Annotated in this window: 19 protein-coding genes; 15 read left to right on the top strand and 4 right to left on the bottom strand. The window is 60.1% G+C overall.

The genetic code is table 11. The features are described 5' to 3' along the window. Positions 1-63: 63 nt before the first annotated feature. Positions 64-1,035 (bottom strand): hypothetical protein, encoded by a 972-nt coding sequence (locus Q1A32_RS21665; protein WP_299657906.1) that lies wholly within the window; start codon positions 1,033-1,035, stop codon positions 64-66. A gap of 554 nt (positions 1,036-1,589) precedes the next feature. Between Q1A32_RS21665 and Q1A32_RS21660 the strand changes: the two genes are divergently transcribed. The 7 genes from Q1A32_RS21660 (at position 1,590) to Q1A32_RS21630 (ending at position 9,353) form a co-directional block, all read left to right on the top strand. Next, entirely contained in the window at positions 1,590-2,231 is a 642-nt protein-coding gene (locus tag Q1A32_RS21660) for a hypothetical protein (RefSeq protein ID WP_299657904.1), read from the top strand. Between the two features lie 113 nt (positions 2,232-2,344). Next, the gene (locus tag Q1A32_RS21655; protein WP_299657902.1) at positions 2,345-4,057 is read left to right on the top strand and encodes a winged helix-turn-helix domain-containing protein; all 1,713 of its coding nucleotides are present in this window, start codon (positions 2,345-2,347) and stop codon (positions 4,055-4,057) included. Between the two features lie 156 nt (positions 4,058-4,213). Beyond that, the gene (locus tag Q1A32_RS21650; protein ID WP_299657900.1) at positions 4,214-5,242 is read left to right on the top strand and encodes a phosphatase PAP2 family protein; all 1,029 of its coding nucleotides are present in this window, start codon (positions 4,214-4,216) and stop codon (positions 5,240-5,242) included. 12 nt (positions 5,243-5,254) lie between these two features. Continuing rightward, positions 5,255-7,345, top strand: a complete 2,091-nt coding sequence (locus tag Q1A32_RS21645; protein WP_299657898.1) for a S8 family serine peptidase — start codon at positions 5,255-5,257, stop codon at positions 7,343-7,345. Positions 7,346-7,526: 181 nt separating this feature from the next. Next, positions 7,527-8,342 carry an isoprenylcysteine carboxylmethyltransferase family protein gene (locus tag Q1A32_RS21640; RefSeq protein WP_299657896.1) on the top strand — a complete coding sequence of 272 codons (816 nt, stop codon included), beginning with the start codon at positions 7,527-7,529 and terminating at the stop codon, positions 8,340-8,342. After that, positions 8,335-9,054, top strand: a complete 720-nt coding sequence (ubiG, locus tag Q1A32_RS21635) for a bifunctional 2-polyprenyl-6-hydroxyphenol methylase/3-demethylubiquinol 3-O-methyltransferase UbiG (RefSeq protein WP_299657894.1) — start codon at positions 8,335-8,337, stop codon at positions 9,052-9,054. The genes Q1A32_RS21640 and ubiG overlap by 8 nt, the downstream gene beginning before the upstream one ends. Beyond that, positions 9,051-9,353: a hypothetical protein gene (locus tag Q1A32_RS21630; RefSeq protein WP_299657892.1), complete on the top strand. Its 303-nt coding sequence runs from the start codon at positions 9,051-9,053 to the stop codon at positions 9,351-9,353. The genes ubiG and Q1A32_RS21630 overlap by 4 nt, the downstream gene beginning before the upstream one ends. A 35-nt stretch (positions 9,354-9,388) precedes the next feature. Here Q1A32_RS21630 and Q1A32_RS21625 read toward each other — a convergent pair whose 3' ends face one another. Then, positions 9,389-9,769 (bottom strand): VOC family protein, encoded by a 381-nt coding sequence (locus tag Q1A32_RS21625; RefSeq protein WP_299657890.1) that lies wholly within the window; start codon positions 9,767-9,769, stop codon positions 9,389-9,391. A gap of 40 nt (positions 9,770-9,809) precedes the next feature. Continuing rightward, a complete protein-coding gene (locus Q1A32_RS21620; RefSeq protein WP_299657888.1) occupies positions 9,810-10,898 on the bottom strand; it encodes a PQQ-dependent sugar dehydrogenase in 1,089 nt (362 codons plus the stop codon). A gap of 158 nt (positions 10,899-11,056) precedes the next feature. Between Q1A32_RS21620 and Q1A32_RS21615 the strand changes: the two genes are divergently transcribed. The 8 genes from Q1A32_RS21615 to Q1A32_RS21580 all read left to right on the top strand — a co-directional run bounded on the left by Q1A32_RS21615 (position 11,057) and on the right by Q1A32_RS21580 (position 17,858). Further along, complete coding sequence (locus tag Q1A32_RS21615) at positions 11,057-12,244, top strand: ABC transporter substrate-binding protein (protein ID WP_299657886.1); 1,188 nt, start codon at positions 11,057-11,059, stop codon at positions 12,242-12,244. 99 nt (positions 12,245-12,343) lie between these two features. After that, entirely contained in the window at positions 12,344-13,126 is a 783-nt protein-coding gene (locus tag Q1A32_RS21610; RefSeq protein WP_299657884.1) for an ABC transporter ATP-binding protein, read from the top strand. Next, complete coding sequence (locus Q1A32_RS21605) at positions 13,123-13,665, top strand: hypothetical protein (RefSeq protein WP_299657882.1); 543 nt, start codon at positions 13,123-13,125, stop codon at positions 13,663-13,665. Before Q1A32_RS21610 ends, Q1A32_RS21605 begins: the two co-directional genes overlap by 4 nt. Positions 13,666-13,667: 2 nt before the next feature. Continuing rightward, a complete protein-coding gene (locus Q1A32_RS21600) occupies positions 13,668-14,495 on the top strand; it encodes an ABC transporter ATP-binding protein (protein WP_299657880.1) in 828 nt (275 codons plus the stop codon). A gap of 80 nt (positions 14,496-14,575) precedes the next feature. Next, positions 14,576-14,854 (top strand): hypothetical protein, encoded by a 279-nt coding sequence (locus tag Q1A32_RS21595; RefSeq protein ID WP_299657878.1) that lies wholly within the window; start codon positions 14,576-14,578, stop codon positions 14,852-14,854. Between the two features lie 7 nt (positions 14,855-14,861). Beyond that, positions 14,862-15,872, top strand: a complete 1,011-nt coding sequence (locus tag Q1A32_RS21590; RefSeq protein ID WP_299657876.1) for a branched-chain amino acid ABC transporter permease — start codon at positions 14,862-14,864, stop codon at positions 15,870-15,872. Further along, complete coding sequence (locus Q1A32_RS21585) at positions 15,869-17,173, top strand: branched-chain amino acid ABC transporter permease (protein WP_299657874.1); 1,305 nt, start codon at positions 15,869-15,871, stop codon at positions 17,171-17,173. Before Q1A32_RS21590 ends, Q1A32_RS21585 begins: the two co-directional genes overlap by 4 nt. Before the next feature lies 1 nt (position 17,174). Next, positions 17,175-17,858, top strand: a complete 684-nt coding sequence (locus Q1A32_RS21580; protein WP_299657871.1) for a DUF2306 domain-containing protein — start codon at positions 17,175-17,177, stop codon at positions 17,856-17,858. On the opposite strand, the gene Q1A32_RS21575 is transcribed toward Q1A32_RS21580, so the two are convergent. Beyond that, complete coding sequence (locus tag Q1A32_RS21575; protein ID WP_299657869.1) at positions 17,848-18,147, bottom strand: Dabb family protein; 300 nt, start codon at positions 18,145-18,147, stop codon at positions 17,848-17,850. The two genes, Q1A32_RS21580 and Q1A32_RS21575, sit on opposite strands and share 11 nt — an antisense overlap. Positions 18,148-18,160: the final 13 nt, after the last annotated feature.

The following is an 18,160-nucleotide window of genomic DNA, read 5'->3' as shown; positions in this document are numbered from 1 at the left end:
CTACGCAAAGGTGCCGCCACGCAGAACACACTCTGCATGACGGCTTGGATTTGCGACGACGCGCTAGATCATCCTGCTGACAGTATTGCCCTGGATCGCCTGATCGGTCGGAATGACACCGACGCCAAAGATCTGCAGGCTTCCCGGTTCTTGTGTGATCGTGGTCGAGATCGACTGGTCATCGTTGTGGTGGTGTGACTGCACCGCCGTCGAGTGTGACGAAGACGTGTAGAACGGCCACACATTCGTGTCCTTGCTTTTCTGTATTTCCGAGAACTGCGCCTCGGAATAGCTGGCATAGGACCGCACGGTGATTTTGTAGCCGTTCACAATCAGGATCTGGTTGGCCACGCGTTGCGCCGAACCACTGGAGCCAAAAACAGTGTCCCAAGCGGTTTGACCATTCTTCCAGTCGGCGGGATTCTGATACTGGTTGGTAAAGAAGCCCTGCGTGAACCAGCCGCCCGCACGGGTGTTCAGATAGGCGAATTTGTCAAACGTGCCCTCCACCGTGATCCGCGAAGACGAGGCCATCGAATTCAGATCGGTCGAGACGCTGCTCGAAGACGTGCCCCAGAACCCCACACCGGCAGAGCTGCTGCTGTTTGCCCAGGAGTTGGAGATGTTGGAGTCCGATGTCTCGGAATCAAACGAGAAGCTGGCGCTTGATCCCGCATCGACCTGTTTTTGCAGGTCTGCGAATGTCGGCACATACAGCGGGTCCACGGCCACGTTCCCATCAACCCAGTACTTCGGGTTCATGTAATTGGTGGTCGCGAGGGTTGTCAGGAAACTGGGGTTTGCATCGTTAAGCATGATTTGAACGTTGCCGTTCAGGCTGTTGAGCGGGTTGCTGGTATACAGGACCGCAACGGATTGAGGCGGAATGCCATCGACGAAGTTGTAGAGGCCCGACGCGTCGGACTGAACGGGCAAAACACCCTGGATCATCTGGAATTGCTTGTCGCTGAGCTTCAGCGCGTCACAAAGAGTATTGTACATTCCGTCGGTTGCACTTGGCAGATTTGCAGACATGAGAGTCTCCCTAACAAAGTTGAGTGTCCGACCTGTTTGGTTGATCGTGGCCGGTGAAATCAGGGTATGCGGCACGTCATTTGGCGTCCTGAAGACCGCGTGAAATCGAACGCAAATCAACGGATTTCAGACCGCGTTGAACGTCTGGTGAGACGATGTGGAAGCCACTTTGGCCGAGTTGCTTGAGGTGACCGCGTGATCATTTTCGATCAGTGAATTCAGACAGCGGGTGCGAGCTCGCCATGACTGCCCGTCACTGACCAACCCTATGAAATGGCACCGCATCTTGTCGCGGAACCAAATGTCTGCGCCGCGCACATCCCAACATAAGGAGCAGACAATCCCGCCCCGCCATCGCTGACATCGCCCCAGCGGCAACACGCGCCGAAAGGATCACGTGTTCCATGCTCGCTTTGGTCCCGCGACGCTTCTGCCAAATGGTTAATTTCAGACAGATTTCAGATGGATTTCAGGTCAAGCGCGGTCTCTGCCGCTATTGCTGTCTCAACATCCGTCAAAACCGTCCGAGCGACGAAATAGAAAGACCCATCGAGATGCAAAGCAGGAACATATCGGACATTCACGTCTATCCTCACTATCCGGGTATCGCCACCGAAGTCGCCCCAGTTGTCTACAACGGCATTGGCACACTATCGACCGGCCAGATCATGGGACAGGAGGTGCATCAGCTGGCCATCTCTGATGGTGAGATGTCCGGCACTATTCAGGTCGGTGCCACCTACAGCTGGATGGGGCGCGATCACGACGGCACACACACGACATCCCATTGGCTCTACTGCACATCGCTGTCCCCGAAACCGACATTTGGTGCCATCTGTGACTGGTCGCGCAACGGCGCGGTGTTCCCCTTGCTGACTGAAATAGACAGCGAGCTTATTTATCTGGAGGAGTTGTCCGATTTCAGTGCAGTTTTGCCTGCCCAAAACCTCGCTTATGGAGAGTCCCAGGCGCGGCTTGGCAAGAAAGGCTGGCTGGTGATGACCACGACCACGGCACCAGGCTTTCTGGGCGTTTTGATCGAAAACCCAACACTGCCGCTGACATATGCCATTGGAACCAAGGACATTTCCATCTCGGCCACGTCGGCGCGCACGCTCCAGTCGGTGGGGCTGGTTGGTCTTTACTGTGCCCGTGTTGGCGATGCCGCACTATTTTTGCAATCCAGCGTATCGTGACTTGTGCATCTGACAATCTGGTGGACACTGAACCCGTTTTGCGTGAACCTCACCTCGCACCTACAGCATCTACAAATGCGCGTGTCGGGGTGGGGGGCTGTCAGCCGGGACACATGACACTCCCCCTGAAACTGGGGTTGATCACAATGCAGGGCGATGGAAGCGTCGATACAAGTGCAATCCGTCGTGATGGCAATGACCGGGTGCAGTCAATCGTGCAGCTGGGGGGCTATGTGTACGAGGTCGGGTCCGGGCAACTGACCGGACCAAACGGAGAGGCCACATATCTGCGCGCGCAATCCGCGCTGGTGCTTGATATTCTCGCCGGACACCTCGGACAGCTGGTTTCAAAAGATGACCTTGTTCAACAAGTGTGGCCGAATACCATCGTCACGGATGCCAGCCTGACACAATGCATCAGGGACATCAGGCTGGCGTTGATGGACGGGGATCGTCAGATCCTGATGACAGTGCCGAAACAAGGGTTTCGCCTGTTTGGGGCGCAGGTTTCGGCAATTGATGTGCAAGGGCACCGGACCGGCCTGCCCGCTGCGATGACACAAGGCCATGTCATTGCTCCGAACGCGCACTTGAATCCCGACATCGAAACAGTTGCCCCACAACTCGATCCGCGCGACGTCATGCCGACGCTTGCCGTTCTGCCTTTCAAAAGCATCGCGTCGGATGCAATGGATGTGTTCGGGTTCTTTCTGGCAGACGAAGTCGCGCGCCTGCTCGGCATGGGACAAGACGTCAATGTCATCTCACGCATGTCCACCGGCACACTTGGCGGCGAGCCACTGGGTATTGCTGATGTGCACACCCGGCTGAATGCGGATTTCATCCTGTCCGGCGTTCTGGCGCACCATGGAAACCAGGTTTGGGTGTCGTTGGAGTTTGCTGAAACAGAAACAGGCTACGTTCTGTGGGCGGAGCGGATGCAGGTGCCCTATGACCCGGCGATGCCGTCGACCGAAGGGCTGGACCTTGTGGTCGCAAACATCCGCCGCGCGATTATGGCCAATGAGGTCAGGCGCGTGCATTCCCGCCCGATTGGCGATCTGAAACTGTTCAGCGTTCTGAGCGGCGCCGTGGGCCTGATGCACCGGCTGTCGCCTGATGATTTCAAAAAGGCCAAAGGCTATTTGGATCTGCTGCACGAGAAGGTTCCGAACCACCCTGCCCCGCTTGCTTGGATGGCACGCTGGCACGCCCTGAAAGCGATCCAGGGCTGGGCCGACGATCCGCGTCGCGAGTCCGAAAGCGCGCTTGAACACACCTCCCGCGCGCTGGATCTGGACCCGAACCACACGCTTGCACTGGTCTGTGAAGGTCAGGTTCTTGTGCACCTTTCCCATGATCTGGATACGGCCGAAGAACGCTACAATCAGGCGTTGGCAAACAACCCGAACGATGCAAACGGACGCAGTCTGCGCGGCATGTTGCGTGGCTTCACGGATCGCGGGCAAAACGCCAAACGCGATACCGAACGAGCGCTGCATCTCACGCCGCTTGATCCGCATCGGTTCATGTATCTGACCCTCGCTGCAGGAGCCAGTCTGGCCGCAGAGGACTACGACCGGGCATTGGCCTTGACCAAGCAGTCGTTGCGGCTGAACCGGGCACATATGTCGGCCAGGCGGATGCTTCCCGTTGCCTATTTCGGTTCGGGTGATCACGACGCTGCACAAAAGGCCGCAGACGAGTTGCTGACGCTGCAGCCCGATTTCCGCGTGAGCGAATGGCAAAGAAGCTCACCCAGCGCCGAATTCCAGAACGGGCAACGCTTTGCCGAGGTCCTCAGATCGCTCGGCGTTCCCAACTGATACGCAACCAAGCAAGGAAGAAAACCGATGGCAAATCCAGAGAGTGCGTATAGCGCATACAGCGCGTATAGTGCCTACAGTGCTTATAGCGCATACAGTGCCTACAGCGCCTATAGTGCATATGGACGGGAGGCGCCGGTAGATGCGCTTGCCCTGATGACGAACCGCGACGGGATTGTCGGGGCGACCATCGACAAGATAACCCATCCCAACCCCGCCCCACCAAACGATCCAAACGCGCTAAAGCGTCTGTCAACAGATGTGCAAACCGCTCTCTACATGTCCGAACTGGCACCGACCGTCGATGTAACGGCACAGTGTGAGGGCGGCACGCCCGGCGTCACCGTCTGGCGGCGCGATGGGATCAGCGCCGGGGGCAAAGCGCCCAAATTCTCCGAGATGATGGAAATGACGGCCCCGACCATCGACCAACTGGCCGATCAGATGAACTACCTTGAAGGTTACTCTCAAATCCGGGGCGACCGGGCCGCGGAAATCCTTGGCCAGATCAGTCTGCCCATCCCGTTTTTCGCCACCATCGGCTACATGGATCCGTCGCGCACACCGCGCACGCTTGAGCTGTTGAATGCGGCGACGATGTTCTCGTTCACGGTCATTCAGCGCACCAAGTTCGCACTTGCGGTCAAGCGCCCCATCGAGTTTTCGCCCCAGGTGCAACCGATGATCCCCACGCCAACCCATGCGTCCCTGCCCAGCGGTCACGCGACCGAAGCCTTCCTGATCGCGCGCATCCTTTGGAAACTGCTGCGTGAAAGCCAGGCGCCGCAATACACCGATGACGCCTATTGGGGTGAGATGCTGATGCGGCAAGCTTCACGCGTGGCCATCAACCGGACGGTTGCGGGTGTGCATTTCCCGGTCGACAGTGCCGCGGGCGCGCTGCTTGGCCTGACACTGGCCGAACACATCCACGACGTTGCCGACGGCTGTGGCTGGACCTCCAGCGTATTTGACGGCACCAGTTTCAATTCGGAATCGGATTTCGAATGGCACGCGCTCTACCGCCCGGACGGCGACCGCATCCGCAAGAAAATCGAAAGCGGCGGCACGCATTGGGGCAGTTCCAAGAAACATGACCACGACGGCACGTCCGCTGCAATGCTGAACTGGCTGTGGAAACAGGCCGTGGCCGAATGGCGCGACCTCCCCGCGTCACAAGACTGATCGGGGGTTGGTATGCAGGATTATCCAGACGACGTCCCCGGCGACGCACCCGTCCCGCTGAGCCAGGAGGCGGATTTCCGTCTTACCCGGCTCCAACACGTCTTCAAACGGGATGAATGGTGGTCTGCCCTAATCGAGATCGAAGGCTCCATTGACGCCTTCATCGCAAACGCGATGGAACGCGGTCTTGGCACGCGCGCTCCGAACCTCCCGCCCATCCCGGATGACGAGGTGCAGTTTCTGGTCCCGGTTGCCTATGGCGCCAAGGAACGGGCAATCACCCGCGATGATCAACCGGTATCAATCTTTGCGCGCAAATCCACACTGGATCGCCTGAACGTTCGCCCCGAACGGGGCGAGACAGCCAACAGATGGCGCGTGCAGTCGTTGGTACTGGGCGGCATCATCGATCAGGAGATGTTGGATTTCGATGCCCAATGGCCGAACACGGAGCCACATCCGCCTGTCGATGACACAGCCACGGTGATGGCTGTTGTCGATGACGGGATTGCCATTGCGCATAACCTCTTTCGCGACGGTGCCGTGTCCAGCCGCGTGGCCTATGCCGCAATACTGGGTGCACGGCCCTTGCCTCAGGATCCAGACAGCACGGCTGGACGGGTGCTGCACAAACCCGCGATTGATGCGCTCTTGAGCGATTGCACCTTTGACGGCCTGCTTGACGAAGACATGTTCTACGCGCGCACCGGGCAGGTCGACTTCTTTCATCAGGTGTTTTCGACAGTGGCGCTGCGCTCATCCCATGGCAGCCACGTGATGGGGCTCGCCGCTGGTCAATTGATGGATGCAAGCGGGCCGGACAGGCCCATCATCTGCGCCGCGCTGCCCTCCCGGCTGGTCGAGGACACGTCTGGCGTGGAACTGTTGCCCAGCTTCTACCTCAGCTTCCAGATGCTGGTGAACGAGGCGCGTCGCTTCCGAACCGCTAACGGGGACCTCGCGAAGGTGGTGTTCAACCTCTCGTACGGAAACTCAGGTGGGCCGCATGACGGCACCGGACTGTTTGCACGCCTGTTCGAGCATTATTTTGGCCCCGGCGCTGTCACCACGTCCGAACAGCAGAAAACATGGCTGACGCTGCCAGCCGGCAATGCGAACCTGTCGCGTCTGCATGGCGTCGCACGGGCTGGTGATACGGAAACCACGTTCAACCTGTCCGTGCTGCCGGATGATCGCACCAGCGGTTTGGTACAGATTTGGATGCCTTACGCGGGCACACACCCCTCCGAAGCGGTCATCGAGGTTACGTCTCCAACTCGCGAAACGCATCAGGTTTTCACCACCGGCACCCCCAGCGCACGGTTCAACGATCCCGACGGCAAGGAGATTGCACGTCTGTCCTACGCGTTTTCGTCCGGGCGGATACAGCGCGGCCTTGCGCAGCTCTCCATCAGCCCGACAGCCAGCATTGACCAGTCAGAACCGGTGGCACCGTCGGGCATCTGGACGATCAGGATTCTGCGCGAAGCGGATGCTGAAAACCAGATCGAGCTATGGGTACGCAGGGACGAAACACTGCCGGGTCTCAGGCCGGGCGGCAAACAGGCCTTTTTTGACAATCCCTGCTACGAACGGTTCGGAAAGTACGGTGAGCCGCTGCGCACCGACCCGCCGAACTCGGATTGCCCGGTGACACGGGCCGGAACACTCAGCGGGTTTGCCTGTGGCGACTCGCCGGTGGTGGTGGCCGCATACACGGCCCGCACGTCAGAGTTGTCCGCCTATTCCGCGTCTGGCCCCTGCAACCGCCCATCTTCCACATTCGGATCAGATCGGGACGGACCGGACCTGACGGCAGAGGGCGACGAAAGCGTCTTTCTTGGCGGGGTCCTGAGCGCCGGATCGCGCAGTGGGACCCTTGTGCGACGGAGCGGAACCAGCAGTGCTGCCCCACGCATGGCCAGAGCGGCGGGTGTGGCGATCCACGCCTTCTCGGGCAGTGGCCGCGATTGGGCCGCGGACCCGGTGTCGTATGTGCCCGGCATGAAGAAGCTCGCCCCCGACACGGCACCTGATCCAACCCAGTCGGGATCTGGAAAATACCGCTACGCGGTGGATGTGAGCCGGATCAAGTTCAGGTAGGTGAGGTGACGCGTGCGAGCGCGCGCCGACAGCAAGCAATCCGCGACTGAACGACCGGGTTGCCTGGCCACGCGCAGGCAACCCACCCTTTGTGAGGACCCGAAGTCAGGGAAACACAACCCAATGCGACCTTTTGACGGGGACGCTGGACACGATTTGGACTGTGGCTAGTTGCCCTGTCATGCATCACACCGAGCCATCCCCGTTCCGGCGCCTGTTGTCCCTCGCGCTGGGCACTTTGCGTCCCCCTCCCGGTCGCAGCAGATTGCTTTTGGCATTTGCCTACGGGGTCGTCTGCCATGTGATCTTTGTAGCGGCAGTGCTCGCCATGATTGCGGCCATGTTTTTTGGGATGAGTGAGAGCCTGGGGCGGCTGCCTGCGCCGTGGGCCTATGTCGCCAATGCGCTGCTGATCCTGCAATTTCCCTTGGTTCATTCGATCCTGCTGACCAAACGCGGTGGCCGCAGCCTGCTGCGTCTTGCCCCTGCGCCACATGGAAGCACGCTGGCCACAACGACCTATGCCATCGTCGCGTCCGTCCAATTGCTCTTGCTGTTTGCGCTTTGGACACCAAGCGGCGTGATCTGGTGGCAAGCCGAGGGGATCGCATTTGCCGGGATATGCTTCGCCTATGCCGCAAGCTGGGCGCTTTTGATCAAGGCCAGCTATGATGCCGGGGCCGAGGTGCAGTCCGGCGCATTGGGCTGGATGTCTCTGGCGCAGAACAAGCGCCCCACCTTTCCCGACATGCCCACCCAAGGCACGTTTCGTTTCATCCGGCAACCGATCTACGTGGCTTTCGCGCTGACCACTTGGACCGTACCGGTCTGGACGCCGGATCAACTGGCGCTTGCGACCACCCTCACCGCCTATTGCCTGCTTGCACCCATGCTCAAGGAACGGCGGTTTACACAGCGCTATGGTGACAGGTTCGCGGCCTACAAGGCCACCGTGCCCTACGCCCTACCCAATTTGCGAAAGCCGAAACATGACTAAGACCCGCCGCAACAACCTGGACATTTACGATGATGTCGCCACCAATTGGTGGTCTGACGACATCAGGTGGGTGCGGACACTCAAGAACATGGTGCCGGGGCGGCTCAAGTGGTTCGATAGGCACATCGATTGGTCCGGCACGTTGGTGCTTGATCTGGGATGTGCGGGCGGCTTCATGGCCGAAGCGCTGGCGGACCGAGGCGCGAAGGTCATTGGCATTGATCCCGCCGCGCAGGCGATCGAGGCGGCCAGAAGTCATGCAGCAAAGGCGGGCAAGGACATCCGCTATGACGTTGGTGTGGGCGAGGACTTGACCTATCCCAGTGACAGCTTTGACGCTGTGGTTTGCGTCGATGTGCTGGAACACGTGACGGACCTTGATCAGGTACTGGCCGAGGTTGCGCGCGTTCTGCGGCCTGGTGGCACATTTCTGTTCGACACGATCAACCGCAATCCCGTCGCCCGGTTCGCCGCGATCACCATTGCCGAAGATATCGTGGGACTTTTGCCCAAAGGTACACATGATCCCGACATGTTCATCACCCCGGCAGAGCTGACAGCAGCCCTGTCCCATGCCGGATTTGACATAGGTCCTCAAACCGGGCTCGGTCCGCGTGGCATGAACAGGCGTTTCGATTTCACCTTCGGCCCCCTGCCCAGCAAGGCAATCATTTACATGGGGATCGCGACGGTCCCTTCGCAATTACAATGATCGATCCAGTCGGTCGCTACCTGACCCTCACCCAACAGGTCATGCCGCGTCTCGCGTCAGAGCCTGGGCGCAACTGGCCTGTGCGTAACGACCATTGCTTTCAACGGATCGTGCTGGATACCCTGTGCGGTGGTGTATGGTACGACCACCTTGCCCGGCCCGCCTATAAACACCTGACGTACGAGCAAGCCCTGCAGGCGGTCTCTCTCTGCGACGATATCATCACGGGGCGCGCAAACCTCCATGACATGAACCGGCAATCTCTGGCTTGGCGGGGCAAATTGCGCAAACAGGTCTGAGCGCATACCAAGTCATTTCCTTGCCCGGTGTTCGATCACTCAGTCACGTAATCCACGTGAATGTGGTTGCCGTCGGGGTCCCAAACGTTGAACGCCGCCAGATGCAGCGCCTCAATACCCGATCTGCGGTAGGCAACACCTTTTTGCTGCAACCGATCCTGAAAGGCCTCCGGATCGCCAGATGCGCGGAACGCAAAATGCTCCAGCTTGAGAGCAGTTTCGGACCCCGCAGCATGGTCATCCTCGATTGCAATCAGATGAACAACCGCGACATCGCCAGCGTAAAGCCACGCGCCGTCAAAGCCGAAATCAGGCCGCGTTCCGGAGGACAGACCCAATATCTCTTCATACCACTGTATCATCTCGGCAAGGCGTGTTGTGCGCAGGTTCACGTGATCAAGGCGTTCAATCGGCATTTGGCACTCCTGTCTTCGGGCGCACCCTAACGTGCCCGGATCAGCGCGTCATCCTGTAGACTGTGCCATTGCCGACCGAAATGAAAAGTATGCTGCCATCGGGCGCTTCGACGATATCGCGCACGCGCAAGGTTTCATTCCCTTTGATCTGCTCGACTTCACGCGCATTGCCGCCCCGGACATTGAGCCGCGAGATGTAATGAAATTTGAGCGACCCTACGAACATATCGCCCCGCCATTCCGGAAACATGTTGCCCTGATAGACCATGAGACCGGAGGGCGCGATTGACGGGTCCCAGTAGAACGAGGGCTGCTCCATGCCTCTCTTGGATTTGCCTTCGCCAATTTTGGCCCCGGAATAGTGCACGCCGTATGAAATGATGGGCCAGCCAAAGTTTGCGCCTTTCTTCACCCGGTTCACTTCATCCCCGCCCTGCGCGCCATGCTCGGCCGTCCACAGCGTGCCGCGCCCGTCAAGACCGGCCCCCTGCGGATTGCGGTGGCCATAGGACCAGATATGCGGCTGAACGCCGTTCTGACCGACAAAGGGATTGTCCGCAGGTACGGTCCCATCTCGGTTTACGCGAACAATCGCGCCGTTATGATTTGCCGGGTTCTGCGCAGACGGACGGTCCCCCCGGTCCCCAATGGTGACATAGAGCGTGCCATCGGGTGCCTCGACCACGCGACTGCCAAAGTGGCGGCCCCCGCTGCCCCCGCGCGCGCTTTCAAACAGATCACGAAGGTTCTCAAGACGACGGCCATCCGAACTCAACTCGGCCGCAGCCAGCGCTGTTCCCGATCCGCCGCCCTGAGGCTTGGAATAGGTGAGGAACAGGGTCCGCGTGGTCGCAAAATCGCGCGCCAGCGTCACATCCAGCAATCCGCCCTGCCCGCGTGCGGCCACGCGAGGGGTTCCGCGCACAACCCGTGCCTGACCATCTACAACGCGCACCAATTGTCCCTCGCGCTGGGTCACCAACAGGCTGCCATCGGGCAACTCGGCGACGCCCCAAGGCGCATCCAGACCGGTCGCAACCGGTGTCACCGTCACGTTCCCGCGTTGCGTTTCGAGGGCAATCGCCGACATCGGCAATACAGCAAGGGCGAGAACTGCAAACAGGCGCATCGAGACATCCTTCATCCATGGCTTTGCATAATAGCTAGGGATTGGGGTGGCCCGGTCCAACCACTTTCCCGTGGGGAAGGCTGGACTATTCGACTTTTCTTTTCTGAAAGCCCCGCTTAGGCTCCGCGCCAGGACAACGTTCCACAGGGAGAATACACATGAAAAAACTGCTTATGGCTTCGGCCGCAACGGCACTTATGGCCGGATCCGTCTCCGCCGAGGACGTCAAGATCGGTGTCATTCTGGGCTTCACCGGCCCGATTGAATCGCTTACGCCCTCGATGGCGGACGGCGCCGAACTGGCGATGAAGGAAGTCACGGATTCGGGTCTGCTGCTTGATGGCGCCACCGTAGCGTCGGTTCGCGCGGACAGCACTTGCATTGATGCAGGCGCCGCCAGCGCTGCTGCTGAACGTCTGATCACCTCCGACGGCGTGGACGCCATCATGGGCGCGGACTGCTCAGGCGTGACAGGGGCTATCCTGAACAACGTGGCGGTCGCCAACGGTGTCGTGATGATTTCGCCCTCGGCCACGTCGCCGGGCCTCAGCCACGCCGACAATGAAGACAACGGCCTGTTCTTTCGCACAGCGCCTTCTGACGCACGCCAGGGTGTGGTCATCACCGATATCCTGATTGATCAGGGCATCAAGGAAGTCGCCGTCACCTACACCAACAACGACTACGGCAAAGGTCTGGCAGACAGCTTCCAGGCCGCGTTTGAAGCTGCAGGTGGCTCCGTCACCATCAACGCCGCGCACGAAGACGGCAAAGCCGATTACTCGGCCGAAGTTGGCGCGCTGGCAGCTGCCGGTGGTGAGCGTCTGGTTGTGGCGGGCTACGTCGATCAGGGCGGCTCGGGCGTTGTGCGCGCAGCACTCGACTCCGGTGCCTTCGACACGTTCCACTTCCCCGATGGCATGATCTCGGCCAAGCTGCTGGAAAACTTCGGCTCGGAAATCGACGGCTCCTCGGGTGCACACCCCAGCCCGTCCGAAGAACTGACAGCCGCCTTTGGCGAGCTGGTGGGCGGCGCGTTCGACCACACCTCGCCCTTCACGCCTGAATCATACGACGCCGCAGCCCTGATCATGCTCGCCATGCAAGCGGCAGGGTCCAAGGACAGTGCCGACTACAAGGGCAAGGTGATGGACGTCGCCAACGCACCCGGCGAACAGATCGGCGTGGGTGAGCTGGCCAAAGGTTTGCAGATCCTGAAAGACGGCGGCGAGATCGACTATGTCGGTGCCACGGGCGTGGAACTGATCGGCCCCGGCGAAGCGGCAGGCAACTACCGCGAGATCAACTTCGACGGCGGCAAGGACAACACAGCCCGCTTCCGTTAAAGGCGACGACAGAAATATGGACAGCCCGGGGTTTCCTCGGGCTGTTTCAATATCTTGAAGACTGTTCTTAAAGCAGCACAAGGTGACACGGGGAAGCACATGATCGTCGTTGACGACATTCACAAGCATTTCGGCGGTTTCCACGCGGTCGACGGCGCATCTCTGTCGATTGAACAGGGGTCCATCACCGGGTTGATCGGACCTAACGGCGCCGGAAAAACCACTCTTTTCAATGTAATCGCGGGCGTTCTTCCACCGACATCCGGGCGCGTGACCATGGATGGCGAGGACATCACCGGCCTGCCGCCGCACACGCTCTTTCACAAGGGACTCTTGCGCACATTCCAGATCGCGCACGAGTTTTCCTCCATGACCTGCCGCGAGAACCTGATGATGGTGCCGGGCGCGCAATCGGGCGAAACGCTCTGGAACACGTGGTTCGGGCGCAAACGCATCGCGGATGAGGAACGCGCGCTCGCGGCCAAGGCCGACGAGGTTCTCGAATTCCTCACGGTCGAACATCTGGCAGACCACAAGGCGGGTCAGGTCTCGGGCGGACAGAAAAAGCTGCTGGAACTAGGCCGCACCATGATGGTCGACGCCAAGATCGTGTTTCTGGACGAGGTCGGCGCAGGCGTGAATCGCACCCTGCTCAACACCATAGGCGACGCGATCCTGCGGCTGAACAAGGAGCGCAACTACACATTTGTGGTGATCGAGCACGACATGGATTTCATCGGCAAGATCTGCGACCCGGTCATCTGCATGGCCGAGGGCAAGGTGCTGGCCGAGGGCACATTGGCCGAGATCAAGGCCAACGAGCACGTGATCGAGGCGTATTTGGGTACTGGTCTCAAAAACAAGGACAAGGTGGGCGCATGAGGCTGATCGCAGTAGCACTTGCGCTCCTGTTGCCCGTTACCGCATGGGCAGAGTGCAAGCCGATTGTCGTCGATATCGCCTATTGCTCCGACCTGCGCGAACGCAACGCATTTGTCACACGCGCAGCCATGCCTGATCTGGTCACCACTTACGTGCTGCAAGACGAACCGCTCGTCTCATCCCATATTGCCCTCATGCCCATCGACCGGCAATTGGCATCATGGGACGATGTCTTTGACATGATGACCTTCCAGATCATGGGCAAGGGCACGCCGCGCTTTTACGCGCTGTCGGACATCGTGCGCGGGCCGGGCAAGATAGGGGACGCCGACACCATGCGGACAGAAATGCTGGGCCGCCACAAGGACGACGGTGTCATGGCAGCCCTTGTGGTCGAGGCGCTACCGCTCAACGACCACGTGCTTCTCGTCTACACCCTTCAGGAAAAACGCAGCAAATTCGAACGGGTCGACGCGGTCGAACAACCCCTGCGCGACCTGCACACCGCCGCCCTCACCCAGTTCAAAAGCAGGCCGTAAACATGCCCTCGGACAGCTCTTATCAAGACAACCGCGGCAACCGCGACGCGTCGATCACCAATCCCAAAGGGGGCGGAACATTGACCGCGTCACCCGGCACCAAGGCCGCCATGAACACGGCAGAAGCCTTTTTGATCGGCGACACCATGACAGGCGGCTACGGGGCTGGCCCGGACATCCTGCATGACTGCACCGTGGCCGTGAACCCCGGCGAGATTGCCGTGATTGTCGGCCCCAACGGTGCGGGCAAGTCCACCGCGATGAAGGCTGTGTTTGGCATGCTGGACGTGCGGCAAGGCTCGGTCCGGTTGGATGGCGAAGACATCACCGATCTGTCGCCTCAAGACCGCGTGGGCCGCGGCATGGGCTTTGTGCCCCAGACCTCCAACATCTTCACCTCCATGACCGTCGAGGAGAACCTTGAGATGGGTGCCTTCATCCGTTTGGACGATTTCTCGGACACTATGGCGCAGGTCTATGACCTGTTCCCAATCCTCAAGGAAAAGCGCCATCAGGCTGCGGGCGAGTTGTCGGGCGGCCAGCGCCAACAGGTCGCCGTGGGCCGCGCGCTGATGACTCAGCCCAAGGTGCTGATGCTGGACGAGCCCACAGCCGGGGTCAGCCCCATCGTCATGGACGAGCTCTTTGACCGGATCATCGAGGTGGCGCGCACCGGAATCCCGATCCTGATGGTCGAACAGAACGCCCGCCAAGCGCTTGAGATTGCAGACAAAGGCTATGTGCTGGTGCAGGGCCGGAATGCGTATACGGGGACGGGTAAGGAACTGCTGGCTGACCCCGAAGTGCGCAAGAGCTTTTTGGGGGGGTGATTGTGATGCGGTGGTTTTTGATACTCTTTTTCACTTTGCTCCCGATCGCACTGTCGGCTGGCACCGTTCAGAGGTCATGTATGTTCGAAACACAGGTACTTCCCGACGGCCAGTACCAAGTACGCCTGCCCGTCAACATCGCGAGCAATGGTACACGGGCCAAGATTGCCGTCGGCGGCAGCGGAACTTACGACGGAACACTTCGTCGAACCAATTCCAACGGCGCGGAATACAGTTTTCGCACCGCGGTCTCGCGCGAAGTCATCGCAGTGGGGCCAGGCGGTGAAACTGCATGGCAGATAGATTTCAACGACGGTGGCGTCCGTGGGTACTTTGGTACCTGCGGCCCTGAAAGGTAGTCGACAAATGGACCTCCTCAACGCCTTCATCACACTCTCGAACTTCGTCCTGATCCCCGCCATCGCCTATGGCTCCCAACTGGCCCTCGGCGCTCTGGGTGTCACCCTGATCTACGGCATCCTCAGGTTCTCCAACTTCGCTCATGGCGACACGATGGCCTTTGGCACCATGGCGACCATCCTCATCACATGGGGCTTCCAAAGCGTCGGCATCTCCGCAGGCCCGCTGCCCACCGCCCTCCTCGCCCTGCCCTTCGGCATCGCCGTCTGCGCGGCCCTCATCCTTGCAACCGACCGCGGCGTCTATCGTTTCTATCGCACGCAAAAAGCCAAACCGATCATCTTCGTCATGGTGTCGCTTGGCGTCATGTTCATCATGAACGGCCTAGTCCGCTTCATCATTGGACCCAATGACCAGCGCTTTGCCGATGGCGAACGCTTCATCATCTCGGTGCGCACATTCAAGGCGATGACAGGGCTGGACGAAGGGCTGGCGATCCGCACGACCCAAGGGATCACGGTCGTCACCGCCATCATCGTCGTCGCCCTTCTGTTCTATTTCCTGAACCGGACGCGCACCGGCAAGTCCATGCGGGCCTATTCCGATAACGAAGACCTCGCCCTCCTGTCCGGTATCAACCCTGAACGGGTGGTCATGGTCACATGGCTGATCGTGGCGGCCCTCGCCACAGTTGCGGGCGTGCTCTACGGCCTCGACAAATCGTTCAAGCCGTTTGTCTATTTCCAGCTTCTGTTGCCGATCTTCGCGTCTGCCATTGTCGGTGGGCTTGGCTCTCCCATCGGGGCCATCGCGGGCGGCTTCACCATCGCGTTTTCCGAAGTGATGATCACCTATGCCTGGAAGAAGGTCGCAGGCTACGCCCTGCCCGAAGCGCTGGCCCCGGACGGCCTGGCCCAGCTTCTCTCCACCGACTACAAATTCGCCGTCAGCTTCGTGATCCTGCTGATCGTGCTTCTGTTCAGGCCCACGGGGCTTTTCGCGGGGAAATCCGTATGACCGACACGACACGCAACACGCTCTACTTCGCTTTTATCGCCGTCCTGATCATCGGCACAGGCATGATGACGTCGTGGAACCTCGCCATCACCATAATGAATTTCGGCCTGATCTCGGCCATCATGGCACTGGGGGTGAACCTGCAATGGGGCTTTGCGGGCCTCTTCAACGTGGGCATCATGGGCTTCGTCGCATTGGGAGGTCTGGCAACTGTCCTCATCTCCATGCCCCCCGTGGGCGAGGCGTGGGCCGCAGGCGGGCTGCGCGTGATCCTATCGCTGATCCTCGGGGCGGCCACCATCGTGGGCGCGATCCTTGCCTATGGGGCACTGCCCAAAGGGCGCATCCGGACCATAGGCATGCTGGTCATCTTGATCGCAGGTTTCTTCATCTACCGCGCCGTCTTTGACGGCGGTGTCCAAGCGGTCGAGGCGGTGAACCCCGCCAATGCGGGCTACCTTGGCGGGCTTGGCCTGCCTGTGCTGCTGGCCTGGCCCGTGGGCGGCGTACTGGCCGCAGGGGCCGCGTGGATCATCGGCAAGACGGCGCTCGGCTTGCGCTCCGACTACCTTGCCATCGCCACGCTGGGCATCGCGGAAATCATCATTGCCATCCTAAAAAACGAAGACTGGCTCGCCCGCGGCGTGAAAAACGTGGTCGGCCTGCCCCGCCCCGCCCCTTACGAGATCGACCTGCAAAACAGCGCCACCTTTGTGGAACGCGCCTCTGGTCTGGGCCTCGACCCGGTCACCGCCTCGACCCTCTGGGTGAAAACCATCTACGCGGGCCTTTTTACCGTTGTGCTGCTGATCCTGTTCCTGCTTGCTCAGCGTGCGCTGCACTCGCCTTGGGGTCGCATGATGCGCGCCATCCGCGACAACGAGGTCGCCGCCGAAGCCATGGGCAAGGACGTGACCGCCCGCCACCTGCAAATCTTCGTGCTCGGCTCCGCCATCTGCGGCATTGCGGGCGCCATGATGACCACCCTCGACGGGCAACTGACACCCGGCACCTACCAGCCCCTGCGCTTCACCTTCCTCGTCTGGGTCATGGTGATCGTGGGCGGATCGGGCAGCAATCTGGGCGCGGTGCTGGGCGGCTTCCTGATCTGGTGGCTCTGGGTCATGGTCGAACCCATCGGGCTCTGGGTCATGCAAACGGCGACTTCCGGCATGGCCGAAGGGTTCTGGCTGCGCGAACACCTGCTGGACAGTGCCGCCCACATGCGACTTTTGACCATGGGGGTCGTGCTGCTGCTGGTGCTACGCTTCTCCCCCAGAGGGCTGATTCCAGAGAGGTAACATGCAGCGCAGCGCCACCCGCGCCGGATGGACCATCGTCGGGCTGGTACTGCTGTTTGTCCTGATCCAAGGCTTTGTCTGGCACTCCGCTTCACGCGGCACCCTCGGCCTCACCGGCGACACATCGGCTATTGAACGCCTTACTGGCCCAATGCCCAGCCTCATGGCGCTGTTCGCCCACATGATCACCGGCGCGCTGGTCACAACCCTGTCGGTCATCCAACTCGCCGGTCCCATCCGCCGCCGCTGGCCGCTTATCCACCGCATCTCGGGCCGTGTGCTGGCCGTGACAGCGCTGCTGACCGGCATCGGCGGGCTCATCTACATCGTGCTCAGCGGCACGGTCGGCGGCACGCTCATGTCGGCCGGTTTCGGCCTTTACGGCGCGCTGATGATCATCGCCGCGATCCAGACGCCTCGCCTCGCGATGCAAGGTGACTATGACCGCCACCGCCGCTGGGGTCTGCGCCTGATCGTTCTGGGGCTGGGATCATGGCTCTACCGGCTGCATTATGGGCTTTGGTATGGGACCACCTGTACGCTGAGCGAGGCACTCTGCGGACTTGCTGCCGAGCCTGACTTCTCTGGCGTTTTTGACCAGATACAGGTGTTCGCGTTTTTCCTGCCTTATCTGCTGATTTTGGAGTGGTGGATGCGGCGCAAGCCACAGCCCATCAAAACGTAACATCCGCAGCCACGCGCAAATCGCGCAAGGGGCGCACAATGTCGATGGACCGCTGATAGAGCGGATGCGCCTTGTATTCGGCCAGCGCCTGCGTGTTCCGAAATTCAGCGTAGACCACCACGTCCACCTCATCCGATAGCGCGTCGTTATGCGTGTTTCTACGCACTGAAATCACATCGGCGTGGGGATTGCCCTCCAGAATAGAGAGGCCGTCAAACACGCGATCGACATCCGCGCGCTTCTTTGCGCGGAAAAATACAACATGTCTCAGACGGTGGGCATCGGACATCGCAGACAAACCT

Source organism: uncultured Tateyamaria sp. (assembly GCF_947503415.1).
GTDB lineage: Bacteria > Pseudomonadota > Alphaproteobacteria > Rhodobacterales > Rhodobacteraceae > Tateyamaria.
Note: the sequence above shows the minus strand (reverse complement) of the source record. Positions and strands in the feature narration are given on the sequence as shown.